This window comes from Amycolatopsis sp. MtRt-6 (assembly GCF_017308975.1).
GTDB lineage: Bacteria > Actinomycetota > Actinomycetes > Mycobacteriales > Pseudonocardiaceae > Amycolatopsis.
Window position 1 is genome coordinate 57,661 of record NZ_JADWPD010000010.1, and the last position, 18,240, is coordinate 75,900.

The following is an 18,240-nucleotide window of genomic DNA, read 5'->3' on the forward strand; positions in this document are numbered from 1 at the left end:
TACGGATTTCCCATCCGGTGGACAGTCGTGAGCCCGGTTATGGTCATCTGGTGCCCGAACACACCGGCGAAACCCGCAACGAACAGCTCACGCGCAACGTCGGCGAGCTCCTGCAGGAACTGCGTGTCGCGCAGGCCGGGGTGCAGATCCTCTTCGGCTTCCTGCTGTCGGTCGTGTTCACCGACCGGTTCCACGACGCCAGCGGGTTCGAGAAGTCGCTGCACCTGTCCGCGGTCGCGCTCGCCGTGGCGTCGACGGCCCTGCTCACCGCGCCCGCGGCGTGGCACCGGCTGCTGTTCCGCACCGGCAGCCGGGAACGGATCCTGCGCGTCGGCAACGGGCTCGTGCTGGTCGGGCTGGTCTGCCTGGCGCTGGCGATCACGTCGACGGTCGCGCTGATCGCCAAGGTCGTCTACGGCTGGATCGCCATGGGGATCCTGGGCGTGCTGTGCGTGCTGATCTTCGGGATCCTCTGGTTCGTCATGCCGATCCGGATGCACCCGGCCAACGGCGATCAGCCGACGGGCCCGCCCAAGTAGAGCGTGTCCTCCTGGACGAAGCAGAGCGGGTTGCCGAACGGGTCGTCGGCGTAGAAGGAGCGTTCGCCCCAGAACTGCGTCTCGATGGTGTCGTCGGCCCAGCGCGGCCCGGCGGCGCGCACCCGCTCGAACGTCTCCTCGACGTCCTCGACCGCGAGGTAGACGATCCGCGGGTCCCGCCGCGGACGCGGTTCGCGGTGTTCGAGCGGGGCTGCGACGCAGGCCAGTACCACCTCGCCGAGGGTGAAGTAGTGCCGGTTGACCGCGATCCGCTCGCCCGGATCGCCGAAGACGGCGGCGTAGAAAGCGACCGCGACCTCGATGTCGTCGACGGGCTGGATCAGCCGGAACAGCCTCATGCCGCGGACACTACCGCTGTTCATCCGGTGTTCGGCAGGCGTTGCCGGGGTGGTCGGAAGCCGCCCGTAGCTTCCCGCCCGTGACTGACACTTCTCGCCGGACCTTCCTCCTCGGCGCCCCGGCCGTCGCCGCCGCGGTGACCTTGCCGAACGTCCTCGGCGCCCCGGCTGCCCAAGCCGCCGGCCGGCACCGCCCGGACACCGAAGATCCGCGCTTCACGCTCGTGGTCATGCCCGACACGCAGTACCTGTTCGACGAGGACCGCGGTGACGCGGCCCCGCTGGACGCCTCGCTGAGGTACGTCCTCGAGGAAGCCGAAGACAACGTTGTCTTCCTCGCCCACCTCGGCGACCTCACCCAGAACGGCCGGGCGGACGAATTCGCCCGCGTCAGCCGGTCGTTCCAGGCGCTCGACCGCTGCCGGTTCCCGTACAGCACCCTCGCGGGCAACCACGACATCGACGGCTCGAAGGACGACCAGCGCGGCCCGTCGCCGTACCTCGACGCGTTCGGCCCGCAGCGCCAGCGCAATTCGCCGACGTTCCGCGGCGCGACGAAGGACGGCTACAACAGCTACCACGTCTTCCGTGGCGGCGGCCGCGAGTGGCTGCTGCTCGCCCTCGACTGGCGGCCCTCGGCAGGTGGCCTGAACTGGGCGAAGCAGGTCCTCGCGGAGCACCCGACGCTGCCGGCGATCCTCACCATCCACGAACTGGTCTGGGCCGACGACAACGCCCAGGCGCAGTTCTCGACGTTCGGCGAGCACGTCTGGCAGGAGCTCGTGCAGGGCAACGACCAGATCTTCCTCACGCTCAACGGCCACTACTGGCCGACCGGGCGCACCGTCCGGAAGAACGCCGCCGGGCACGACGTGCACGTCCACATCGCCAACTACCAGGACCGCTACTACGGCGGCAGCGCGATGATCCGGCTCTACCAGTTCGACCTCGCGCGCGGCGTGATCGACGTCCGGACGTTCTCGCCGTGGCTCGCCGCGCAGGACCACCTGAGCGAAATGCAGCAGGTGGAGGTCGAGCGCAGCGGCGCGGCCGACTACTTCAGCCTGGAGATCGACTTCGCCGAGCGCTTCCGGGGCTTCGCGCCGGTGCCGGTTCCGCCCGGACGGCCCGCGAAGCAGCTGCTGGTCCCCGGAACCGTCGCGTACTGGCGCTTCGAGGGCGGCCAGGACGGCAAGGCGGTGCCGGACGACGTCGTCGTGCGTGACCAGACCGGCCGTGGCAACGACCTCACGCGCGTGACCGCGCCCGGGAGCGGGCCGGACGCGTTGAAGTACTCGAACGAGTTCTCGCCGCGGCAGCCGTCACGGGCGAGCCTGCGGTTCGATGGCAGCCGCGACCCCAGCCGGGGCGCCTACCTGCGCACGGTCGACGCGGCGCCGATGAACCGGCTGAAGTTCGAGCGCGGGTACACCGTCGAGGCGTTCTTCCGGCTGCCCGCGAACTTCAAGGACGGCCACCACGGCTGGTGCGGCCTGTTCGCCCGGCAGGGCAGCGGCGCCGCCGCGGGCAAGACCGGCGACGACCCGCAGGAATCGGCGGCCACGCTGTCCCTTTCGGACGGTGGCGAGCTGCAGTGGGCGGTGTACCCGCTGAACCAGGACCGGACCTCGACGAACTGGGGCCACGAGCTGCCGGTCGAGAAGTGGTGGCACGTCGCCGTGGTCAACGACGGCCGGCGCACGACGATGTACGTCGACGGCTGCCCGGTGGTCCGGAACCCGGCCACGCCCGCTGTCGGGCTCGCCGATCCGGGCGGGCCGTGGCTGGTCGGCGCGTCGTCCTACGAGGGCAAGGTCGACCGCAGTTTCGCCGGGCTGCTGGGTGACGTGCGGGTGGTGGACCGGCCGCTGAACCCGCGTGAATTCATGCTGGGCTGAAGCCCTTGACAGCGGGTGGACAATAAAAAATCGGCGTACTCTTCGGAAACACAGAAGAACTCGCCGAACCTGATAAGAGTCTAACCGCTGTGAGGGGAACTTGTCAAACCAGGGGTACGACGAGGAATTGCGGGAAGAACGGGCCTACGTCGCCGCGCTGTACGAGCGGCTCGACCGCGAGCGCGCGGCGGCGCAGGCCCGGTACCACGGCGCACTCGGGCAAACCGGTGTGAAGCCGGGGGAACGGGACAACGACGTCCGGTTCCGGTCGCGGGAGGCGGCCCGGCTGGACGTCGCCGACAACGGGCTCTGCTTCGGCCGGCTGGACGCCCTTTCGGGCGAAACCAGCTACATCGGCCGGATCGGGCTCTTCGACGCGGAAAACGACTACGAACCCTTCCTGCTGGATTGGCGGGCGCCCGCGGCGCGGCCGTTCTACGTCGCCACCGCGGCGACGCCGGAAAACATGCGCCGTCGCCGTCAATTCCACACGATGGGCCGTCGGCTCCTCGATTTCACCGACGAGGTCCTGGGACGTCCGGGGGACGCCGAACGCGGGGACGCGGCCCTGCTCGCGGCCGTCAACGCGCCCCGCGGCGAGGGCATGCGGGACATCGTCGCGACGATCCAGGCCGAGCAGGACGAGATCATCCGCCTCGGCCACGCGGGCGTGTTGGTGGTCGAAGGCGGCCCCGGCACCGGCAAGACGGCCGTGGCCCTGCACCGGGTGGCGTACCTGCTCTACACCAAGCGCGAGCGGATGTCGCGCAGCGGCGTGCTCGTCGTCGGGCCGAGCCCGCTGTTCCTCGACCACATCGGCCGCGTGCTGCCGTCACTCGGCGAGTCGGACGTCGTCTTCACGACGACCGGCGGGCTCTTCCCCGGCCTGCGCGTCACCGCCGAGGACGAGCCGGAGGTCGCGCGGCTCAAGGGGTCGCTGCGCATCCTCGACGTGCTGGCCGCCGCGGTCGCCGACCGGCAGCAGGTGCCGGACGAGCCGATGCTGATCGACCTGGGCGACGTCACCGTGGCACTCGACGCCGGCCTCGTGGCCGAGGCCCGGCTGGCCGCACGCGAGACAGGGCTGCCGCACAACGAAGCCCGCGCGGTCTTCCGGGAGCGCGCCGTCGCACTCGTCGCCGAGCGCGGCGTGGCGAAGATCGGCGAAGGCTGGCTCAGCCGGGAGGACCGCGGGTTGTGGGCGGACCTGCGCGCCGACGTCCTCGGCGAACTCGCGGAGCACGAAGCGCTCGGCGCCGCGCTCGACGGGCTGTGGCCCTACCTGACGCCGGAGACGCTGCTGGCGCCGCTGTACATGTCGCCGCGCCGGCTCGAGGCGGCCGGTGCCGATCCGGCGTTGTTCCGCGCGGACGGCACCGCCTGGACCGTGTCCGACGTGCCGTTGCTCGACGAGCTGGTCGACCTGCTCGGCCGGGACGACGCCGCCGAACGCGCCGCCGCGCGCCGGCGGGCGGAAGCGGAGGCCGAGTACGCCTCCGGCGTCATGGAGGTGATGAAGCTGGACGCCGAGGAACTGGACGAGGACGTCGCGCTGCTCGCCGAGGACCTGCTCGACGCCGAGGAGCTGGCCGGGCGGTTCACCGAGCGTGACCAGCGTGACCTCGCCGAACGGGCGGCCGCGGACCGGGACTGGACGTACGGGCACGTCGTCGTCGACGAGGCGCAGGAACTGTCCGAAATGGACTGGCGGGTGCTGATGCGGCGGTGTCCCAGCCGGTCGTTCACGGTCGTCGGCGACCTCGCCCAGCGCCGTTCGGCGGCGGGGGCGACGGCGTGGGGCCCGGTGTTCGCCCCGTACGTCGGCGACCGCTGGCTGTACCGCGAGCTGACCGTGAACTACCGGACCCCGGCGGAGATCATGACGGTCGCGGGCGCGCTGCTGACCCGCTTCGCGCCGGGCGCGCGGCCGCCGGAATCGGTGCGCGCGTGCGGCGTCCGGCCGTGGTCCAGACGAGTGGCGGACGACGAGCTGCCCGAGGCCATCGAGGACTTCGTCCGCGACGAGGCCGGCCGCGAAGGCACCAGCGTCGTGATCGGTCCGCCCGGGGTGCCGGGAACGATCCCGGCCGCGGCAGCCAAAGGGCTGGAGTTCGACGCCGTGCTCGTCGTCGAACCGGAGCGGATCCTGGCCGCGGGCCCGCGCGGCGCGGCCGAGCTCTACGTCGCGCTCACGCGCGCCACGCAGCGCCTCGGGGTGCTGCACCGGGATCCGCTCCCGGCGGCGCTGACCGGCCTCGCCGAGGCCGGGGTGCCCGCGAGGTCCGGGCACCGGCGATTCCTGTAGCGGAACGGGGGGTGGCGGGCGGCGAGTGCCCGTCATCCCCGCGCCGCTACGCCGTGAGCCGGCCCCAGGAGTAGTTCTGCTTGGCCAGCTTCAGGTACACGAACAGTTCGGTCCCGGACACGCCCGGGATCTTCCGGATCTCCTCACCGAGCACGTCGAGCATGTGGTCGTCGTCCCGGCAGACCAGTTCGGCCAGCAGGTCGTAACGCCCGGCGCACAGCACGACGTAGTGCACGTTCGTCAGCTCGGACAGCTTGTCCGCGACCTCACGGGGATCGACGCCGTCGACGTTGATGCCGACCATGGCCTGGCGCGTCAGATCCACGTTGGCGGGGTCGGTCACCGCGACGATCTGCATCAGGTCGTCGCGCAGCAACCGCTGTACGCGCTGGCGGACCGCTCCCTCCGAAAGGCCGACCGCCTTGGCCAGTGCGGTGAACGAGGCCCGGCCGTCCTGCTGCAGCAGAGCGATCAGCGATCTGTCCGTGTTGTCCAGCGCGCGCGCACGTGTTTCGTCACCCATGCCGTCCCTCCCTGTGTTTCGGCATGTGATTTGTCAAGTGCGCAGCGTATCGAGACCTGCCGAGAAAGCGAGACCCCCGCGCCAGCTTCGCGCGATTCGACGTGCACGCCGCGCTCAGCCGAGGAATCGGTGGCGAGAGGCGAAATCGACGAGGCTTTCCGAGGCGGTTTTGTGCGCCCGCGCACAGCCGGGCGCGCCCGCCGGGCCGCGCCAGGTACCGTCCGACGGCTCTTTCGTACCGGTGACCCCAGGAGGACCAACGCATGTCGGAGGCCGTGGCGCTCGGTGCCGCCCCCGCCGTTCCCGCCAAGGGACTGCGCGGCGGCGCGCTGGGCATGGTGTCGTCGATGGTCATCGGGATGTCCTCGACCGCGCCGGCGTACTCCATCGCGGCCACGCTCGGGCTGATCGTGCTGGCCGGCACCGGCTTCAAGGCGGCCGCGTTCGTGCTGCTCTCGTTCGTGCCTGTCCTGTTCGTCGCCTTCGCGTTCCGCGAGCTGAACACCGCGGAACCGGACTGCGGCACCAATTTCACCTGGGCGGCCCGGGCGTTCGGCCCGCACGCCGGGTGGTTCACCGGCTGGGTCGTCACGGTCGCGCAGCTGCTGGTGATGAGCAGCCAGTCCGCGCTCACCGGCCGGTACACGCTGCTGCTGTTCGGCGCGTCCGACGCGGCGGGCAACCGGTGGCTGACGACGGCGATCGGCGCCGCCTGGCTGCTCGGGCTGTGCTGGCTCTGCCACCGCGGCATCGAGGTGTCCGCGCGGGCGCAGTGGATCCTGCTCGGCGTGGAACTCGCCGTCCTGGTGCTGTTCTCGGTCGTCGCGCTGGTCCGCGTCTTCGAAGGCACGGCCGGGCCGCAGGCGTCGCTGCCGCACCTGGACTGGCTGTGGCCGGGCGGGGTTTCCGCCGGTACCGCGGTTTCGGCGGTGCTGCTGGCCGTGTTCATCTACTGGGGCTGGGAAAGCTCGCTGTCGGTCAACGAGGAGTCCGCCGATCCACGCCACGCGCCGGGGCGCGCGGCCGTGCTGTCGACGGTGTTGCTGGTGCTGAACTACCTGCTCGTGACGGTCGCCGCGCTCGCCTTCGCCGGGGTCGGCGCCGACGGGATCGGCCTGGCGAACGAGGCCGGCTCCGAGGACGTCCTGGCCGGACTGGGTGGCGCGGTGTTCGGCGACGGCGCGACCGGCAAGGTGCTCGGCGTGCTGCTGATCGTCTCGGTGCTGACCAGCGGCGCGGCGACCAGCCAGGCGACGATCATGCCGGCCGCGCGCACGACGTTGTCGATGGCAAGTCACGGCGCCCTGCCGCGGGTCTTCGGGCGCGTGCACCCGAGGTTCCGGACGCCGACCGTCGCGACCTGGGCGTTCGGCCTGGTGTCGCTGGCGGTGTACGTGTTGCTGGCGCTGATCAGCGACAACGTGCTGGCAGACTCGGTCGACGCGGTGGGCCTGACCATCGCCATCGAGTACACGATGACCTCGCTGGCCTGCGTCTGGGTGTTCCGCCGGACACTGTTCGCGAGCGTGCGCAACTTCGTGCTGCGCGGGCTGCTGCCGTTCACCGGTGGCGTGTTCTTCCTGGCGGTACTGGGGTTCGCGCTGATCGAGTACGCGCGGCCGGACGCGGGCGAGACGACGGTGTTCGGCATCGGCGGCGTCGCGGTGATCGGCGTGGTGTCGATCGTGCTCGGGGTGCCGCTGATGTTCGCCGTCCACCGGGCCTGCCGCGACTTCTTCGCCGGCCGCCGCCTGCCGCGCGGGGTCGTGCCACGCGACGGCGACCGCATCGTTACCCCAGATCGCGTCGGCTGAGGTCTTCTTCGGTTTCGCGGCGCACCAGCAGCGTCGCGACGCCGTTCCGCACGCCGACCAGCGGCGGCCGGCCGACCTGGTTGTAGTTCGAGGCCAGCGAGTGGTGGTACGCGCCGGTGCACGGCACGGCCAGGAGGTCGCCGGCGTGCAGGTCGGCGGGCAGGGTGATGCCGTCGGCGAGGACGTCACCGGCTTCGCAGTGCCTGCCGACCACGGTCATCGGGACGCGGTTGGCCTTCGACCGCCGTCCCACCAGCCGCGTGGTGTACCGCGCGCCGTAGAGGGACGGCCGCGCGTTGTCGCTCATGCCGCCGTCGACCGCGACGAACGTGCGGCTGCCGCGCTTGACGGCGCACACGCGGTAGACCGTGATCCCGGCCGGTCCGACGAGCGCCCGGCCGGGCTCGATCGTCAGGCGCGGCAGGGGAAAACCGTGCGCCGCGCATTCGTAGGCGAGGGCCACGCGCAGGCGTCGCGAGTAGCCGCCGAGGTCGAAGGCCGGCTCGCCGCCGACGTACGGCACCGCGTGGCCGCCGCCGAGATCGAGTTCCCGCAGCGTGACGCCGTGGGTGTCGCGGATGCGGACGAGCACCTGGGCCATCCGCCGCGCGGCGGCCTCGTACCGGTCGATCCGGGGCACCTGGGAGCCGATGTGGCAGTGGAGGCCTATCAGGCGCAACCCGGGTTGCCTCTTCACGGCTTCGGCGGCGGCGTCGACGTTGTCGGGTACGCCGTCGAGGAGCGAGAAGCCGAACTTCTGGCCTTCGGCGCCGGTGCTGATGGCGGCGTGGGCGCCGGCCTCGACACCCGGGGTGACCCGGATCATCACCTGCTGCGCGCCGTGGGCGAGCGCGCCGAGCTGTTCGATTTCGTCGAGCGAGTCGACGACGATCCGCCGGACGCCGTAGCCGAGCGCGGCCTTCAGGTCCTCGGGCGTCTTCGCGTTGCCGTGCAGCAGCATGCGATCGGCGGGAAAGCCGACCGAGCGCGCGACGGCGATCTCACCGGCGGAGCAGGTGTCGAGCGACAACCCCGCTTCGGCGACCCAACGGAGTACGGCCCGCGTACAGAGCGCCTTGCTCGCGTACGCGACTTCGACGTCCGGCAGCGCTTCGCGGTACTCACGCGCGGTGTCGCGAACCTGCTGTTCGTCGATCAGGTAGGACGGCGTCCCGAATCGGGCGGCGAGGTGGCTGACTTCGGCGCCGGCGAAGAGAAGCTCGCCGTCTTCGCCGAGTTGGGTGCTTCGCGGCCAGACTCCTGGCTCGAGGTGATCGGCGGCTTCGCAGCCGAGGCTGGGAAGAAGCTCGCTGAGCGTCACGGGTGCCTCCGGGCATCACGGCGGATCGGACTGCCGTCAGGACACTCCTGCCGACGGGTCCGGAGATCACCCGTGAATGCCGTCCTGACGGCTTTGGTTTGTCCGCTTACTCCTTATTAACGCGCGAGTAACTTCGGCCACACCCGACGTGACCTGCGAAGAGTTCGGTTTCCGTGCCGGCCGCCGTCACACCGGGCATGGTTACCGACACGATGGACGAGACCGAGTTCGCCGAACTGACCGAGCAGCACCGCCGGGAGCTGCGGGTGCACTGCTACCGGTTCCTGGGATCGCTCGACGAGGCCGAGGACCTGGTGCAGGAGACGTTGCTGCGCGCCTGGCGCGGGCGTGATCAGTACGCCGGACGCGCGAGCGTGCGGGCTTGGCTGTACAAGATCGCGACCAACGCGTGCCTCGACTTCCTCGACCGCACGCCACGGGTGGTTCCCTCGGTGGACCTGCCGGTGGCCATGGAGTCGCACCTGGCGCCACGGCCCGCGGCCGCCGTCCCGTGGCTGCAGCCGTGCCCGGACGACCTCCTCGACGCGGCCATCGCCCGCGAGACGGTCGAGCTGGCGTTCCTCGCGGCCGTCCAGCACCTCTCGCCGCGGCAACGCGCGGTACTGATCCTTCGCGACGTCGTCGGCTGGTCGGCGAAGGAGACTGCGACCGCGTTGGGGACAACCCCCGCTTCGGTGAACAGCTCGCTTCAGCGCGCGCGTGCCGAGTTGAAGGAGCAGCTGCCTTCGCGGCGTACGGAGTGGCGAGTTCCTTCGAGCAGCGAGGAGCGCGAAGCCGTCGCGCGCTACATCGCGGCGATCACCTCGGCGGACGACAAGGCGATCGCCGCGGTGTTGCGCGACGACGTCCGGTGCAGTCACCAGCCGGGCGCCGGCGGCTACGACGGCCCGGAGCCCACCTGGTACGGCGGCCTGGCCACCGTCCTCGCCGCCTGGGCGCCGGTGCTGCACGCGGCGGAGCCGATGGAGCTGCGGATGGTCCCGGTGCGCGCGAACGGCGGCCCGGCGGTGGCGACGTACGTCCGCCACGACGGCCGGTTCCACGCCCTCGGCCTCAACACGCTGCTCGTCGTCGACGGCCGGGTGGCGGAGGTGACCACCTTCGTCCCGGCCGTCTTCGCTTCCTTCGGCCTCGCGATGACGTGCTAGGAGAGCCCCCACGAGGACAGCAGCCCGAAGAGCTGCTCGCGTTCGGGACCGGTCAGCAGCCGGCTCGGGGGGCGGACGTCCGGGCGGCACAGGCCCAGCTGGCCGAGCGCGTCCTTGACCACGCTGACGTTGTTGGCGTTGCCGTTGGCCGCCCGGAGCTCCTCGAACGGGCGGATGCGCTCCCAGACCGCCATCGCCGCCGGATAGTCCCCTGTGGACAGTGCGTGGAACATCTCCAGTGAGATCGCCGGGTCGACGTTCACCAGGCCGGACGTGAAACCGGTGGCGCCCACGGCGAAGTAGCCGGGAGCCGACAGCTCCGCCAGCCCCGCGACCCACACGAACCGGTCGAAGCCCGCGTCCCGGGCGACCGAGCCGAACCGGACCGGGTCCGGGACGGCGTACTTCACGCCGATGACGTTCGGTGCCACCGCCCCGAGCGCGCGCAGCTGCTCGCCGGCGATCGCCGGGTTGCGGACGTAGAGCACGACGCCGAGTTCCGGCACCGCGGCGGCGATCGACGCGTGGTAGTCGACCCAGCCGTCACCGGAGATGTACGGGTGCACCGGCTGGTGGATCATGATCATGTCGGCACCGGCGTCCCGGGCGTGCGCCGCGGCCCGCCTCGCCGACGCGACGTCGTGCCCGATGCCGGCGAGCACGCTCGCCCGGCCCGCTGTCGCCTCGACGGTGACCTCCAGGCAGTGCCGCGCTTCGGCCGCGTCGAGCGCGTAGAACTCGCCGGTGTTGCCGTTGGGCGTCACGACCTCGATGCCGCTGGTGATCAGCCGGTCCACCAGCTTCGCGTACGTCTGGCCGTCGACGGCGCCCTCGGCGTCGAACGGCGTGACCGGGATGGCCACCACCCCGGAAAGCCGCCGCCTCTGCTCCTCGAACGTCATCGGGCCCCCTTCGGATCGCCGGTCTCGGTGGTGCGTTCGCCGGGCAGCCCGCGGGCGACCCGGTCGATGAAATCGGTGATGTGCTTGCGCAGCAGGTGTTCGGTCTGCCGGGCGTTGCCGCTCTCGGCGGCGTTGAGGATCGCCCGGTGTTCGGCGGCTTCGCCCTGCCAGGTCGGGCTGATGCCCCAGCCGGTGACGGTGATCAGCGCGGCCTGGTCGCGCAGGCCGTCGAGGACGTCGACCAGCAGCCGGTTCCCGCACCCGGCGTAGAGCGCGCGGTGGAACAGCCGGTTGGCCAGGCTGGCCTTCGCCCGGTCACCGGCCTCCGCGCCGGTTTCGACGCCGGCCAGCGCCTGCCGCGCTTCCGCGAAGTCGGCGCCTCGCTCGACGGCTCGCCGGACCGCTTCGGGCTCCAGCAGCGCGCGCAGGTCGTACACCGCGTACGCGCTTTCGGCGTCCATGACCCGGACCGCCGCCCCCTTGTACGTGCTCATCGTGACCAAACCGGAACCGGCCAGGATCCGCAGTGCCTCGCGCACCGGCGTCTTCGACACCCCGAGCAGGGCGCCGACCTCGGCTTCTACGAGCGTTTCGCCCGGCCCGAACTCCCCGCTCAAGATCGCTTCCTTGATGGCGTCACGGACGAAATCCGTCCGCGAGACGGGCGGCGGCGGCCTCCGGGCCGAAGAAGTGCTCGCCACTGGCATGTCCGATCTGATATACGATGCGACATACAACATTATCACGGACCTAGGGAGCAGCCATGCAGCGTTGCACCGGCTTCCGATTCCGACGAGTGTTGCTGGCGGTGAGCCTCGCCGCCGGTCTGGCGGCCTGCGGCGCGCCCGGCGGTGACGGCGGCCAGGCGGCGGATCCCCAGGCCGTGCCGGAAAAGCCGAGCAAACCGGTCGAGCTGAACATCCTCGACGTCGCGGGCAACCTGCAGCTCACCAAGCAGATGATCGAGAACTTCAAGGCGGCGCATCCCGAAGTGCTCGCGAAGGTCACCTACTCGACGGCCCCCGCGCCGAGCATGGCGGGCAAGCTCAAGGCCGAGCAGGACGGCGGCGTCGCCCAGACCCACCTGGTGCTGAGCGGCACCGACGGGCTCTCCGCCGGCATCGCGAACGGCACCCTGGCCAAGGTCCTGCCGGGCTTTTCGAGCCGGTTCCCGAACCTGATGCAGAACTACCTCGAGCCCGCGGCCAAGATGCAGGAGCTGGCCAACGGCTACGGCATCGAGGTCGTCTACTACCCGTCGGGCCCGCTCCTGGAGTTCAACCCGGGCGCGGTGCCGGTCGCCCCGGCGTCCCCGCAGGAGCTGCTCGACTGGGCGAAGGCGCACCCGGAGAAGTTCCAGTACGCCCAGCCGTCGAACTCCGGCCCGGGCCGGACGTTCCTGATGGGCCTGCCCTACTTGCTGGGCGACAAGGACCCGAAGGACCCGGACAAGGGCTGGGACAAGACCTGGGCGTTCCTGCAGGAGCTCGGCAAGTACGTGAAGTACTACCCGTCGGGCACCACGGAGACGATGAAGAACCTCGCGTCCGGCGCGGTGGACATGGTCATGTCGACCACCGGCTGGGACATCAACCCGCGCAAGCTCGGCACCGTGCCCAACACGGTCAAGACCGCGATCATGCAGCCGATGCACTGGGTCACCGACGCCCAGTACGCCCTGATGCCCAAGGGCCTCTCGCCCGACCAGGAGTCGGCGATCCTGCTGCTGGTCGCGTGGATGCTCAAGCCGGACCAGCAGGCGATCGCCTACGACGACGGGTACTTCTACCCCGGCCCGGCGGTCAAGGACGTCACCCTGCAGATGGCACCGCAGAAGAGCCAGGACACTCTTCGGCAGTTCGGGCGCCCGGAGTACGACCAGTGGATCGCGCAGTACCCCAAGGAGACCTCGCTGCCGGCCGAGCAGCAGGTCAAGGCGTTCGACAAGTGGAACCAGCTGGTCGGCGGCTCGAAGGTCGGCAAGAAGTGACGTTCGGGCAGCTGCGGCTGGACGGCGTTTCGCGCAGCTTCGGCACCGCGAACGCCCTGCGCGGCCTCGACCTCGCGATCGCCCGCGGCGAGTTCGTGGCCCTGCTCGGCCCGTCCGGTTGCGGCAAGTCGACGGCGTTGAACTGCCTGGCCGGCCTGCTGCCCCTGACGGCGGGCAGCATCTGGCTCGACGACACCCGCATCGACGGGCAGCCGCCGGAGCAACGTGGGTTCGGGATGGTCTTCCAGAACTACGCGCTGTTCCCGCACATGTCCGTCCGCGCCAACGTCGGCTTCGGCCTCAAGATGCGCAAGGTCGGCCGCGCCGAGGCCCGGCGGAGGGTCGACGAAGCACTCCGCCTGGTGCAGCTGACCGAGCACGCGGCGAAGTTCCCCGCCCAGCTGTCCGGCGGGCAGCAGCAGCGCGTCGCCATCGCCCGCGCGGTGGTGCTGGAGCCGCCGGTCGTGCTGATGGACGAGCCGCTGTCCAATCTGGACGCCAAACTCCGGCTCGAGATGCGGATGGAGATCCGCCGCCTCCACCAGACGCTCGGCCTGACCACGGTGTACGTCACCCACGACCAGGAGGAGGCCTTGTCGCTGGCTGATCGTTTGGTGGTGCTGCGCGAGGGCGCGGTCCAGCAGATCGGGACGCCGGAAGAGGTGTACGCCCAGCCGGTGAACAGTTATGTGGCCTCCTTCATGGGGTATCGCAATCTCTTGGACGTGACGGTGACCTCGACGGCGGCCTCGTCGGTCACCGTGGAGGGCGACGGAGTCCGCCTCACCGGCCGCGGCTCGCGCACGGAGGGCCCGGCGAAGGTGGCGATCCGCCCGGAGGACTTCGTGGTCGGCGACGGCACGGAGAACGCCCTCGACGTGACGGTCGAGATCGTCGAGTACCACGGCCGCGAGCTGTCGGTCTCGGCCCGGCTGGCGACCGGGGTGCCGGTGTACTTCCGCACGGACAAGCGCCTTGCCCCGGGCGACACGGCGAAGATCGGCGTCCCGGCCGAACGGGTCCTGGTGTTCGCGCCGTGAGCGCCGGGATCGCGACGACGGTGGGCGCCGGGCGACGCGGTGGTTGCGCCGCGAGCGCGCCGCGGGCCGGTGTCGTCCGGAGCGTGGGGCTGGCCGCTGCGAGGAAGGGTGGCGTGGACGCCGTGAGGACTGCTGCCGCCCGGGCTGGCGCCGGAGCCGCCGAGGCGGTCGCTGTGGTCCGGGGTCCGGTGGTGGTCGCTGCCGGAGTCGTCGAGGCGGTCGCTGCCGTCCGGGGGGCCGGCGGGGGCTGCCGGAGCCGCCGTAGCGATCGCTGTCACCTGGGCTGGGTGGGGCCTGCTGCCGAAGCCGCCGAGGCGAGCGCTGCCGCCGGGGGTGCGGTGCGGGCCGCTGCCGGAGCTGCCGTAGCGAGCGCTGCCGCTTGGGGTGCGGAGGTTGCGCCATGACCGCTGTGGCCAGTGCTCGCCCTGCCCTTCGGCATCGGCTTGCCGAACGCGGGATCGATCGCACCCTGCTGCTCCTGGTGCCCGGCCTGCTCGTCACTGCCTGCCTGTTCCTGTACCCCTTCCTCTACGGCCTCCAGCTGTCGTTCGCGCCGCGCAAAGGCGGGCTCTTCGCGAACTACGCGCGGTTCTTCGGCGACCCGTACCTGCGCAACACCATCTGGACGACGCTCGGCATCGCGCTCCCGGCAACCTTCATCAACGTGCTCGCCAGCATCCCGATCGCCTACGTCATGCGCGGCCGCGTCCGCGGCAAGCGCCTCCTGACGACGATCCTCGTCGTGCCGATCACGCTCGGCACGGTGCTCACCGCGCAGGGCCTGATCATGTACGGCGGGCCGGCGGGCTGGCTGAACAAGGTGCTCACCGTCCTCGGGATCACCGACCAGCCGCTCCCGCTGATCCACAACTACACCGGCGTGCTGCTCTCCCTGGTGATCACCGGCTTCCCGTTCTCCTTCCTGCTGACGTTGTCCTACCTTTCCGGCATCGACCCCTCCCTGGAAAAGGCCGCCGCGACGCTCGGCGCGAACGGCGTCCAGCGCTTCCGCCGCATCACGCTGCCGCTGCTGGCGCCCGGCCTGGCGATCACCTTCTGCCTTTCGTTCGTGATGGCGTTCTCGGTCTTCCCGAGCGCGCAGCTCGTCGGCGATCCGGCGAACGAGACCCGCGTCATCTCGATCGCCGCCTACCACGCCGCGTTCGAGGAGTACGACTACTCGATGGGCTCGGCCGTCGCGATGCTCATGGCGGTGGTCATGCTGATCGTGATCGGCCTGGTCATGGCGTGGCGCGGCACGCTGTACCGCGGAGCGACCGGAGGTAAGGGATGACCGGTTGGGTCGCGCGTCCTGGACGTTGGGTCGTCTGGGCCGTCGTGGTGTTCTTCTTCGTCAACCTCGCGGGCGTGGTGCTCTCGGTGGTCGTCGACTCGTTCGGCACGCAGTGGTTCGGCACCTGGCTCCCGGACGGCTTCACCACCCACTGGTACGCCGACGCCTGGCGCGAGTTCGGCCTCTCGGACATCCTCCTCACGACGGCGATCGTCGCGCTGGTGGTGATCGCCGTGTCGGTGGCTGTCGGCGTTCCGGCCGCCTACGCGCTGGCCCGCCGCTCGTTCCCCGGCAAGCGCCTGGTGATGCTGCTGTTCGTGCTGCCGATCCTGATCCCTCCCATCACCTACGGCATCCCGCTGGCCACCGTGCTGTACAAGTTCCACCTGGCCGGCACGATCACCGGCGTCATCCTGGCCAACCTCGTGCCCTCGGTGCCGTTCGTCGTTCTCACGATGACGCCGTTCATCGAGCAGATCGACCCGAAGATCGAGGCCGCGGCCCGCATGTCCGGCGCGCGGACCGTCTCGGTGTTCACCCGCATCCTCGGCCCGCTGCTGCTGCCGGGCATCCTGGCCGCGTCGATCCTGGTGCTGGTGCGCACGGTCGGCATGTTCGAGCTGACGTTCCTCACCGCCGGCCCGGACTCGACGACCCTCGTGGTGGCGCTCTACAACTCCGTGTTCGCCGCGGGCATCCGCGCCAACCAGTCTGTCGACGCCATGGCGACCATCTACACCGCGTCCATGCTCGTGCTCCTTCTCGTCGCGCTGCGGTTCGTGAACCCGACCCAGCTGGTGACCCGGATCCGGGAGGAAACCTGATCTGTTCGCTCATGCGTTCGACTTTACCGCGAAAAGTCGAACGCATGATCGACACGATCGAGCGAACCTGCAGGTCTTGCGCCTCCCCTGAGGGGAGCTGCCACGCTTGTGGCATGCAGTACTCGATCGGCGAACTCGCCCACCGGACCGGCCTCACGGTCAAGGCCGTCCGGTTCTACTCGGACCGCGGCCTCGTGCCGCCGTCCGGGCGCAACACCGCGGGCCAGCGCCGTTACGACGACGCCGCGCTCGCCCGGCTCGACGTCATCCGCGTCCTGCGCGACCTCGGCATCGACCTCACCACGATCCGGCGGGTGATCGACGGCGAGACCACCGTCGCGGAGGTGGCGGCGGAGCACTCCGCGGTGGTGGAGGCGCAGATCGGAGTCCTGCGCCGGCGGAGTGCGGTGCTGAACGCAGTGGCGCACCGCGGCTCGCGCCCCGAGGAGGCGAGTCTCGCGCACCAGCGGGCCCTGTTGTCCGAAGTGGAGCGGCAGTGCCTGGTCGGCGACTTCCTCGCCGATGTCCTGGGTGATCGTCCCGAGCTGGCGGGGATCGCCCGCACCTTGACCCCGGAGTTGCCCGCGGACGCCAGCCCCGAGCAGGCCGAGGCGTGGGTCGAGCTGGCCGCCCTGATGCGGGACACGGAGTTCCGCGCGAACCTGCGCCGGCTCGTGGACGGTCACGAAACCGGTTTGCGTCGTGACCTGGCGGCCGAGGTGCGGGATGCCGTCACCCCGGCCGTCGTGGCCGGGATCGTGCCGAAGTCCCCGGCGGCGAAGGCGATCGTCGACGGCCTGGGGCGTGATCCCGGGGAGCTCCGGGAATGGCTCCGCGTCGTCAACGATCCGCGCCGCGAGCGCTACCTGGAGCTATTGGGGGTGATCAACGGCTGGGCGGCACCGGAAAGCCTGGCTCCCACCTTCGACTGGCTGGCCGAGGCCATGGCAGCTTGACAACTTCACAGTGGAGCCCGACGCGCCGGCGTCGCGGCTACGGCCTCCTGACCTCCGCGCCGATCCGCGCCAGCGCGTCCGCCACCGGTTGGGCGTCGAGCCGGCGTCCGTCGCGCAGGCGCAGGGAAAGCTGCCCGGCGGCGACCTCCTGCGGCCCGAGCACGGCCTGGAACGGCACCAGGCGCCCGTCCCGGATCCGCGCGCCGAGGCTGCCCTCCGACGCGATCTCGGCCCGCACGTCACCGCATCGGGCCAGGATTTCCCGCGCGTACGGCAGCTCCGCGGCGGAGACGGGCAGCAGCCGGAGCTGTACCGGCGCCAGCCAGGCCGGGAACGCGCCGCCGTGGACTTCGAGCAGCTGGGCCACCGCGCGTTCGACGCTGCCGATGATGCTCCGGTGCACCATGACCGGCCGGTGCTTCGCCCCGTCCGCGCCGATGTACTCGAGGCCGAACTGCCGCGGCTGGTGGAAGTCGACCTGGACGGTCGACAGGGTCGATTCCCGGCCCGCGCTGTCGGCGATCTGGACGTCGATCTTCGGGCCGTAGAACGCTGCTTCGCCCTCGACCTCGTCGTACGGGAGGCCGTCGAGCACCGCGCGCAGGATCTCCGCGGCGCCGTCCCAGTTCCCCGGCACGTACTTCCCGCCGGGGCCGGGCAGCGAAAGCCGGTAGCGGGCCGCGCTGATGCCGAGCGCGTCGTGGGCCCGCCGGATCAGGGCCAGCGCCGCGGCGGCCTCGGCCTCGACCTGGTCGAGGGTGCAGAAGACGTGCGCGTCGTTGAGCTGGATCGCGCGTACCCGGCCCAGCCCGCCGAGCACGCCGGAGAGCTCGGCCCGGTACATCCCGCCGATCTCGGCGATCCGCAGCGGCAGCTCGCGGTAGCTGCGGCCGCGCGAACGGTAGATCAGCGCGTGGTGCGGGCACAGGCTCGGCCGCAGCACCAGCTGTTCACCGCCGACGTCCATCGGCGGGTACATGTCGTCGCGGTAGTGCGCCCAGTGCCCGGAGAGCTCGTACAGCTCGCGTTTGCCCAGCACCGGCGAATGGACGTGCCGGTACCCGGCGCGCCGTTCGAGGTCGCGGACGTACTCCTCCAGGCAGTGGCGGACGATCGCGCCGTCGGGCAGCCAGTACGGCAGGCCGGCGCCGATCAGCGGGTCGGTGTCGAACAGGCCGAGCTCGCGGCCGAGCTTGCGGTGGTCAGGCATCGTGGACTCCCTCGTGGACGCGAGGCGGGAGACCGCAGAACGAAGCCCGGGGCACCCGCCCCGGGCTGGAAACGCCGTTCAGCGCGCCGGGACACT

Annotated in this window: 15 protein-coding genes and 1 pseudogene; 10 read left to right on the plus strand and 6 right to left on the minus strand. The window is 71.0% G+C overall.

Going from position 1 to position 18,240, the window contains the following annotated elements:
* The first annotated feature begins 50 nt into the window (after window positions 1–50).
* Window positions 51–539: a DUF6328 family protein gene (locus tag I4Q55_RS18645; RefSeq protein WP_206789323.1), complete on the plus strand. Its 489-nt coding sequence runs from the start codon at window positions 51–53 to the stop codon at window positions 537–539.
* Here I4Q55_RS18645 and I4Q55_RS18650 read toward each other — a convergent pair.
* Window positions 515–898: a glyoxalase/bleomycin resistance/extradiol dioxygenase family protein gene (locus tag I4Q55_RS18650; protein ID WP_242546266.1), complete on the minus strand. Its 384-nt coding sequence runs from the start codon at window positions 896–898 to the stop codon at window positions 515–517. The two genes, I4Q55_RS18645 and I4Q55_RS18650, sit on opposite strands and share 25 nt — an antisense overlap.
* A gap of 80 nt (window positions 899–978) precedes the next feature.
* Here I4Q55_RS18650 and I4Q55_RS18655 point away from each other — a divergent pair, with 80 nt between their 5' ends.
* A complete protein-coding gene (locus tag I4Q55_RS18655; protein WP_206789325.1) occupies window positions 979–2,796 on the plus strand; it encodes a LamG-like jellyroll fold domain-containing protein in 1,818 nt (605 codons plus the stop codon).
* Window positions 2,797–2,896: 100 nt separating this feature from the next.
* Entirely contained in the window at window positions 2,897–5,101 is a 2,205-nt protein-coding gene (helR, locus tag I4Q55_RS18660) for an RNA polymerase recycling motor ATPase HelR (protein WP_277991928.1), read from the plus strand.
* A 46-nt stretch (window positions 5,102–5,147) separates the two neighbouring features.
* Here helR and I4Q55_RS18665 read toward each other — a convergent pair whose 3' ends face one another.
* A complete protein-coding gene (locus I4Q55_RS18665) occupies window positions 5,148–5,624 on the minus strand; it encodes an Lrp/AsnC family transcriptional regulator (RefSeq protein WP_091319192.1) in 477 nt (158 codons plus the stop codon).
* Between the two features lie 263 nt (window positions 5,625–5,887).
* On the opposite strand from I4Q55_RS18665, the gene I4Q55_RS18670 reads away from it, so the two are divergent.
* A complete protein-coding gene (locus tag I4Q55_RS18670) occupies window positions 5,888–7,438 on the plus strand; it encodes an APC family permease (RefSeq protein ID WP_206789327.1) in 1,551 nt (516 codons plus the stop codon).
* Here the strand turns inward: I4Q55_RS18670 and lysA are convergent.
* On the minus strand, window positions 7,416–8,759 hold the full coding sequence (lysA, locus tag I4Q55_RS18675) for a diaminopimelate decarboxylase (RefSeq protein ID WP_206789328.1): 1,344 nt from the start codon (window positions 8,757–8,759) through the stop codon (window positions 7,416–7,418). The two genes, I4Q55_RS18670 and lysA, sit on opposite strands and share 23 nt — an antisense overlap.
* A 197-nt stretch (window positions 8,760–8,956) precedes the next feature.
* On the opposite strand from lysA, the gene I4Q55_RS18680 reads away from it, so the two are divergent.
* Window positions 8,957–9,928 carry an RNA polymerase subunit sigma-70 gene (locus I4Q55_RS18680; protein ID WP_206789587.1) on the plus strand — a complete coding sequence of 324 codons (972 nt, stop codon included), beginning with the start codon at window positions 8,957–8,959 and terminating at the stop codon, window positions 9,926–9,928.
* Here I4Q55_RS18680 and I4Q55_RS18685 read toward each other — a convergent pair.
* Both I4Q55_RS18685 and I4Q55_RS18690 read right to left on the minus strand, forming a co-directional pair.
* A complete protein-coding gene (locus I4Q55_RS18685) occupies window positions 9,925–10,830 on the minus strand; it encodes a dihydrodipicolinate synthase family protein (RefSeq protein WP_206789329.1) in 906 nt (301 codons plus the stop codon). The genes I4Q55_RS18680 and I4Q55_RS18685 overlap by 4 nt on opposite strands.
* A complete protein-coding gene (locus I4Q55_RS18690) occupies window positions 10,827–11,531 on the minus strand; it encodes a GntR family transcriptional regulator (RefSeq protein WP_206789588.1) in 705 nt (234 codons plus the stop codon). The genes I4Q55_RS18685 and I4Q55_RS18690 overlap by 4 nt, the downstream gene beginning before the upstream one ends.
* 62 nt (window positions 11,532–11,593) lie before the next feature.
* Between I4Q55_RS18690 and I4Q55_RS18695 the strand changes: the two genes are divergently transcribed.
* The 5 genes from I4Q55_RS18695 (at window position 11,594) to I4Q55_RS18715 (ending at window position 16,934) form a co-directional block, all read left to right on the plus strand.
* On the plus strand, window positions 11,594–12,820 hold the full coding sequence (locus I4Q55_RS18695; protein WP_206789331.1) for an extracellular solute-binding protein: 1,227 nt from the start codon (window positions 11,594–11,596) through the stop codon (window positions 12,818–12,820).
* On the plus strand, window positions 12,817–13,860 hold the full coding sequence (locus tag I4Q55_RS18700) for an ABC transporter ATP-binding protein (RefSeq protein ID WP_206789333.1): 1,044 nt from the start codon (window positions 12,817–12,819) through the stop codon (window positions 13,858–13,860). The genes I4Q55_RS18695 and I4Q55_RS18700 overlap by 4 nt, the downstream gene beginning before the upstream one ends.
* 400 nt (window positions 13,861–14,260) lie before the next feature.
* Entirely contained in the window at window positions 14,261–15,154 is an 894-nt protein-coding gene (locus I4Q55_RS18705) for an ABC transporter permease (protein WP_206789335.1), read from the plus strand.
* A complete protein-coding gene (locus I4Q55_RS18710) occupies window positions 15,151–15,978 on the plus strand; it encodes an ABC transporter permease (RefSeq protein ID WP_206789336.1) in 828 nt (275 codons plus the stop codon). Before I4Q55_RS18705 ends, I4Q55_RS18710 begins: the two co-directional genes overlap by 4 nt.
* A gap of 113 nt (window positions 15,979–16,091) precedes the next feature.
* Complete coding sequence (locus I4Q55_RS18715; protein WP_206789339.1) at window positions 16,092–16,934, plus strand: MerR family transcriptional regulator; 843 nt, start codon at window positions 16,092–16,094, stop codon at window positions 16,932–16,934.
* A gap of 37 nt (window positions 16,935–16,971) precedes the next feature.
* On the opposite strand, the pseudogene thrS reads toward I4Q55_RS18715, so the two are convergent.
* A pseudogene (gene thrS / locus I4Q55_RS18720) lies at window positions 16,972–18,156 on the minus strand (threonine--tRNA ligase); the annotation flags it as partial.
* Between the last annotated feature and the right edge of the window lie 84 nt (window positions 18,157–18,240).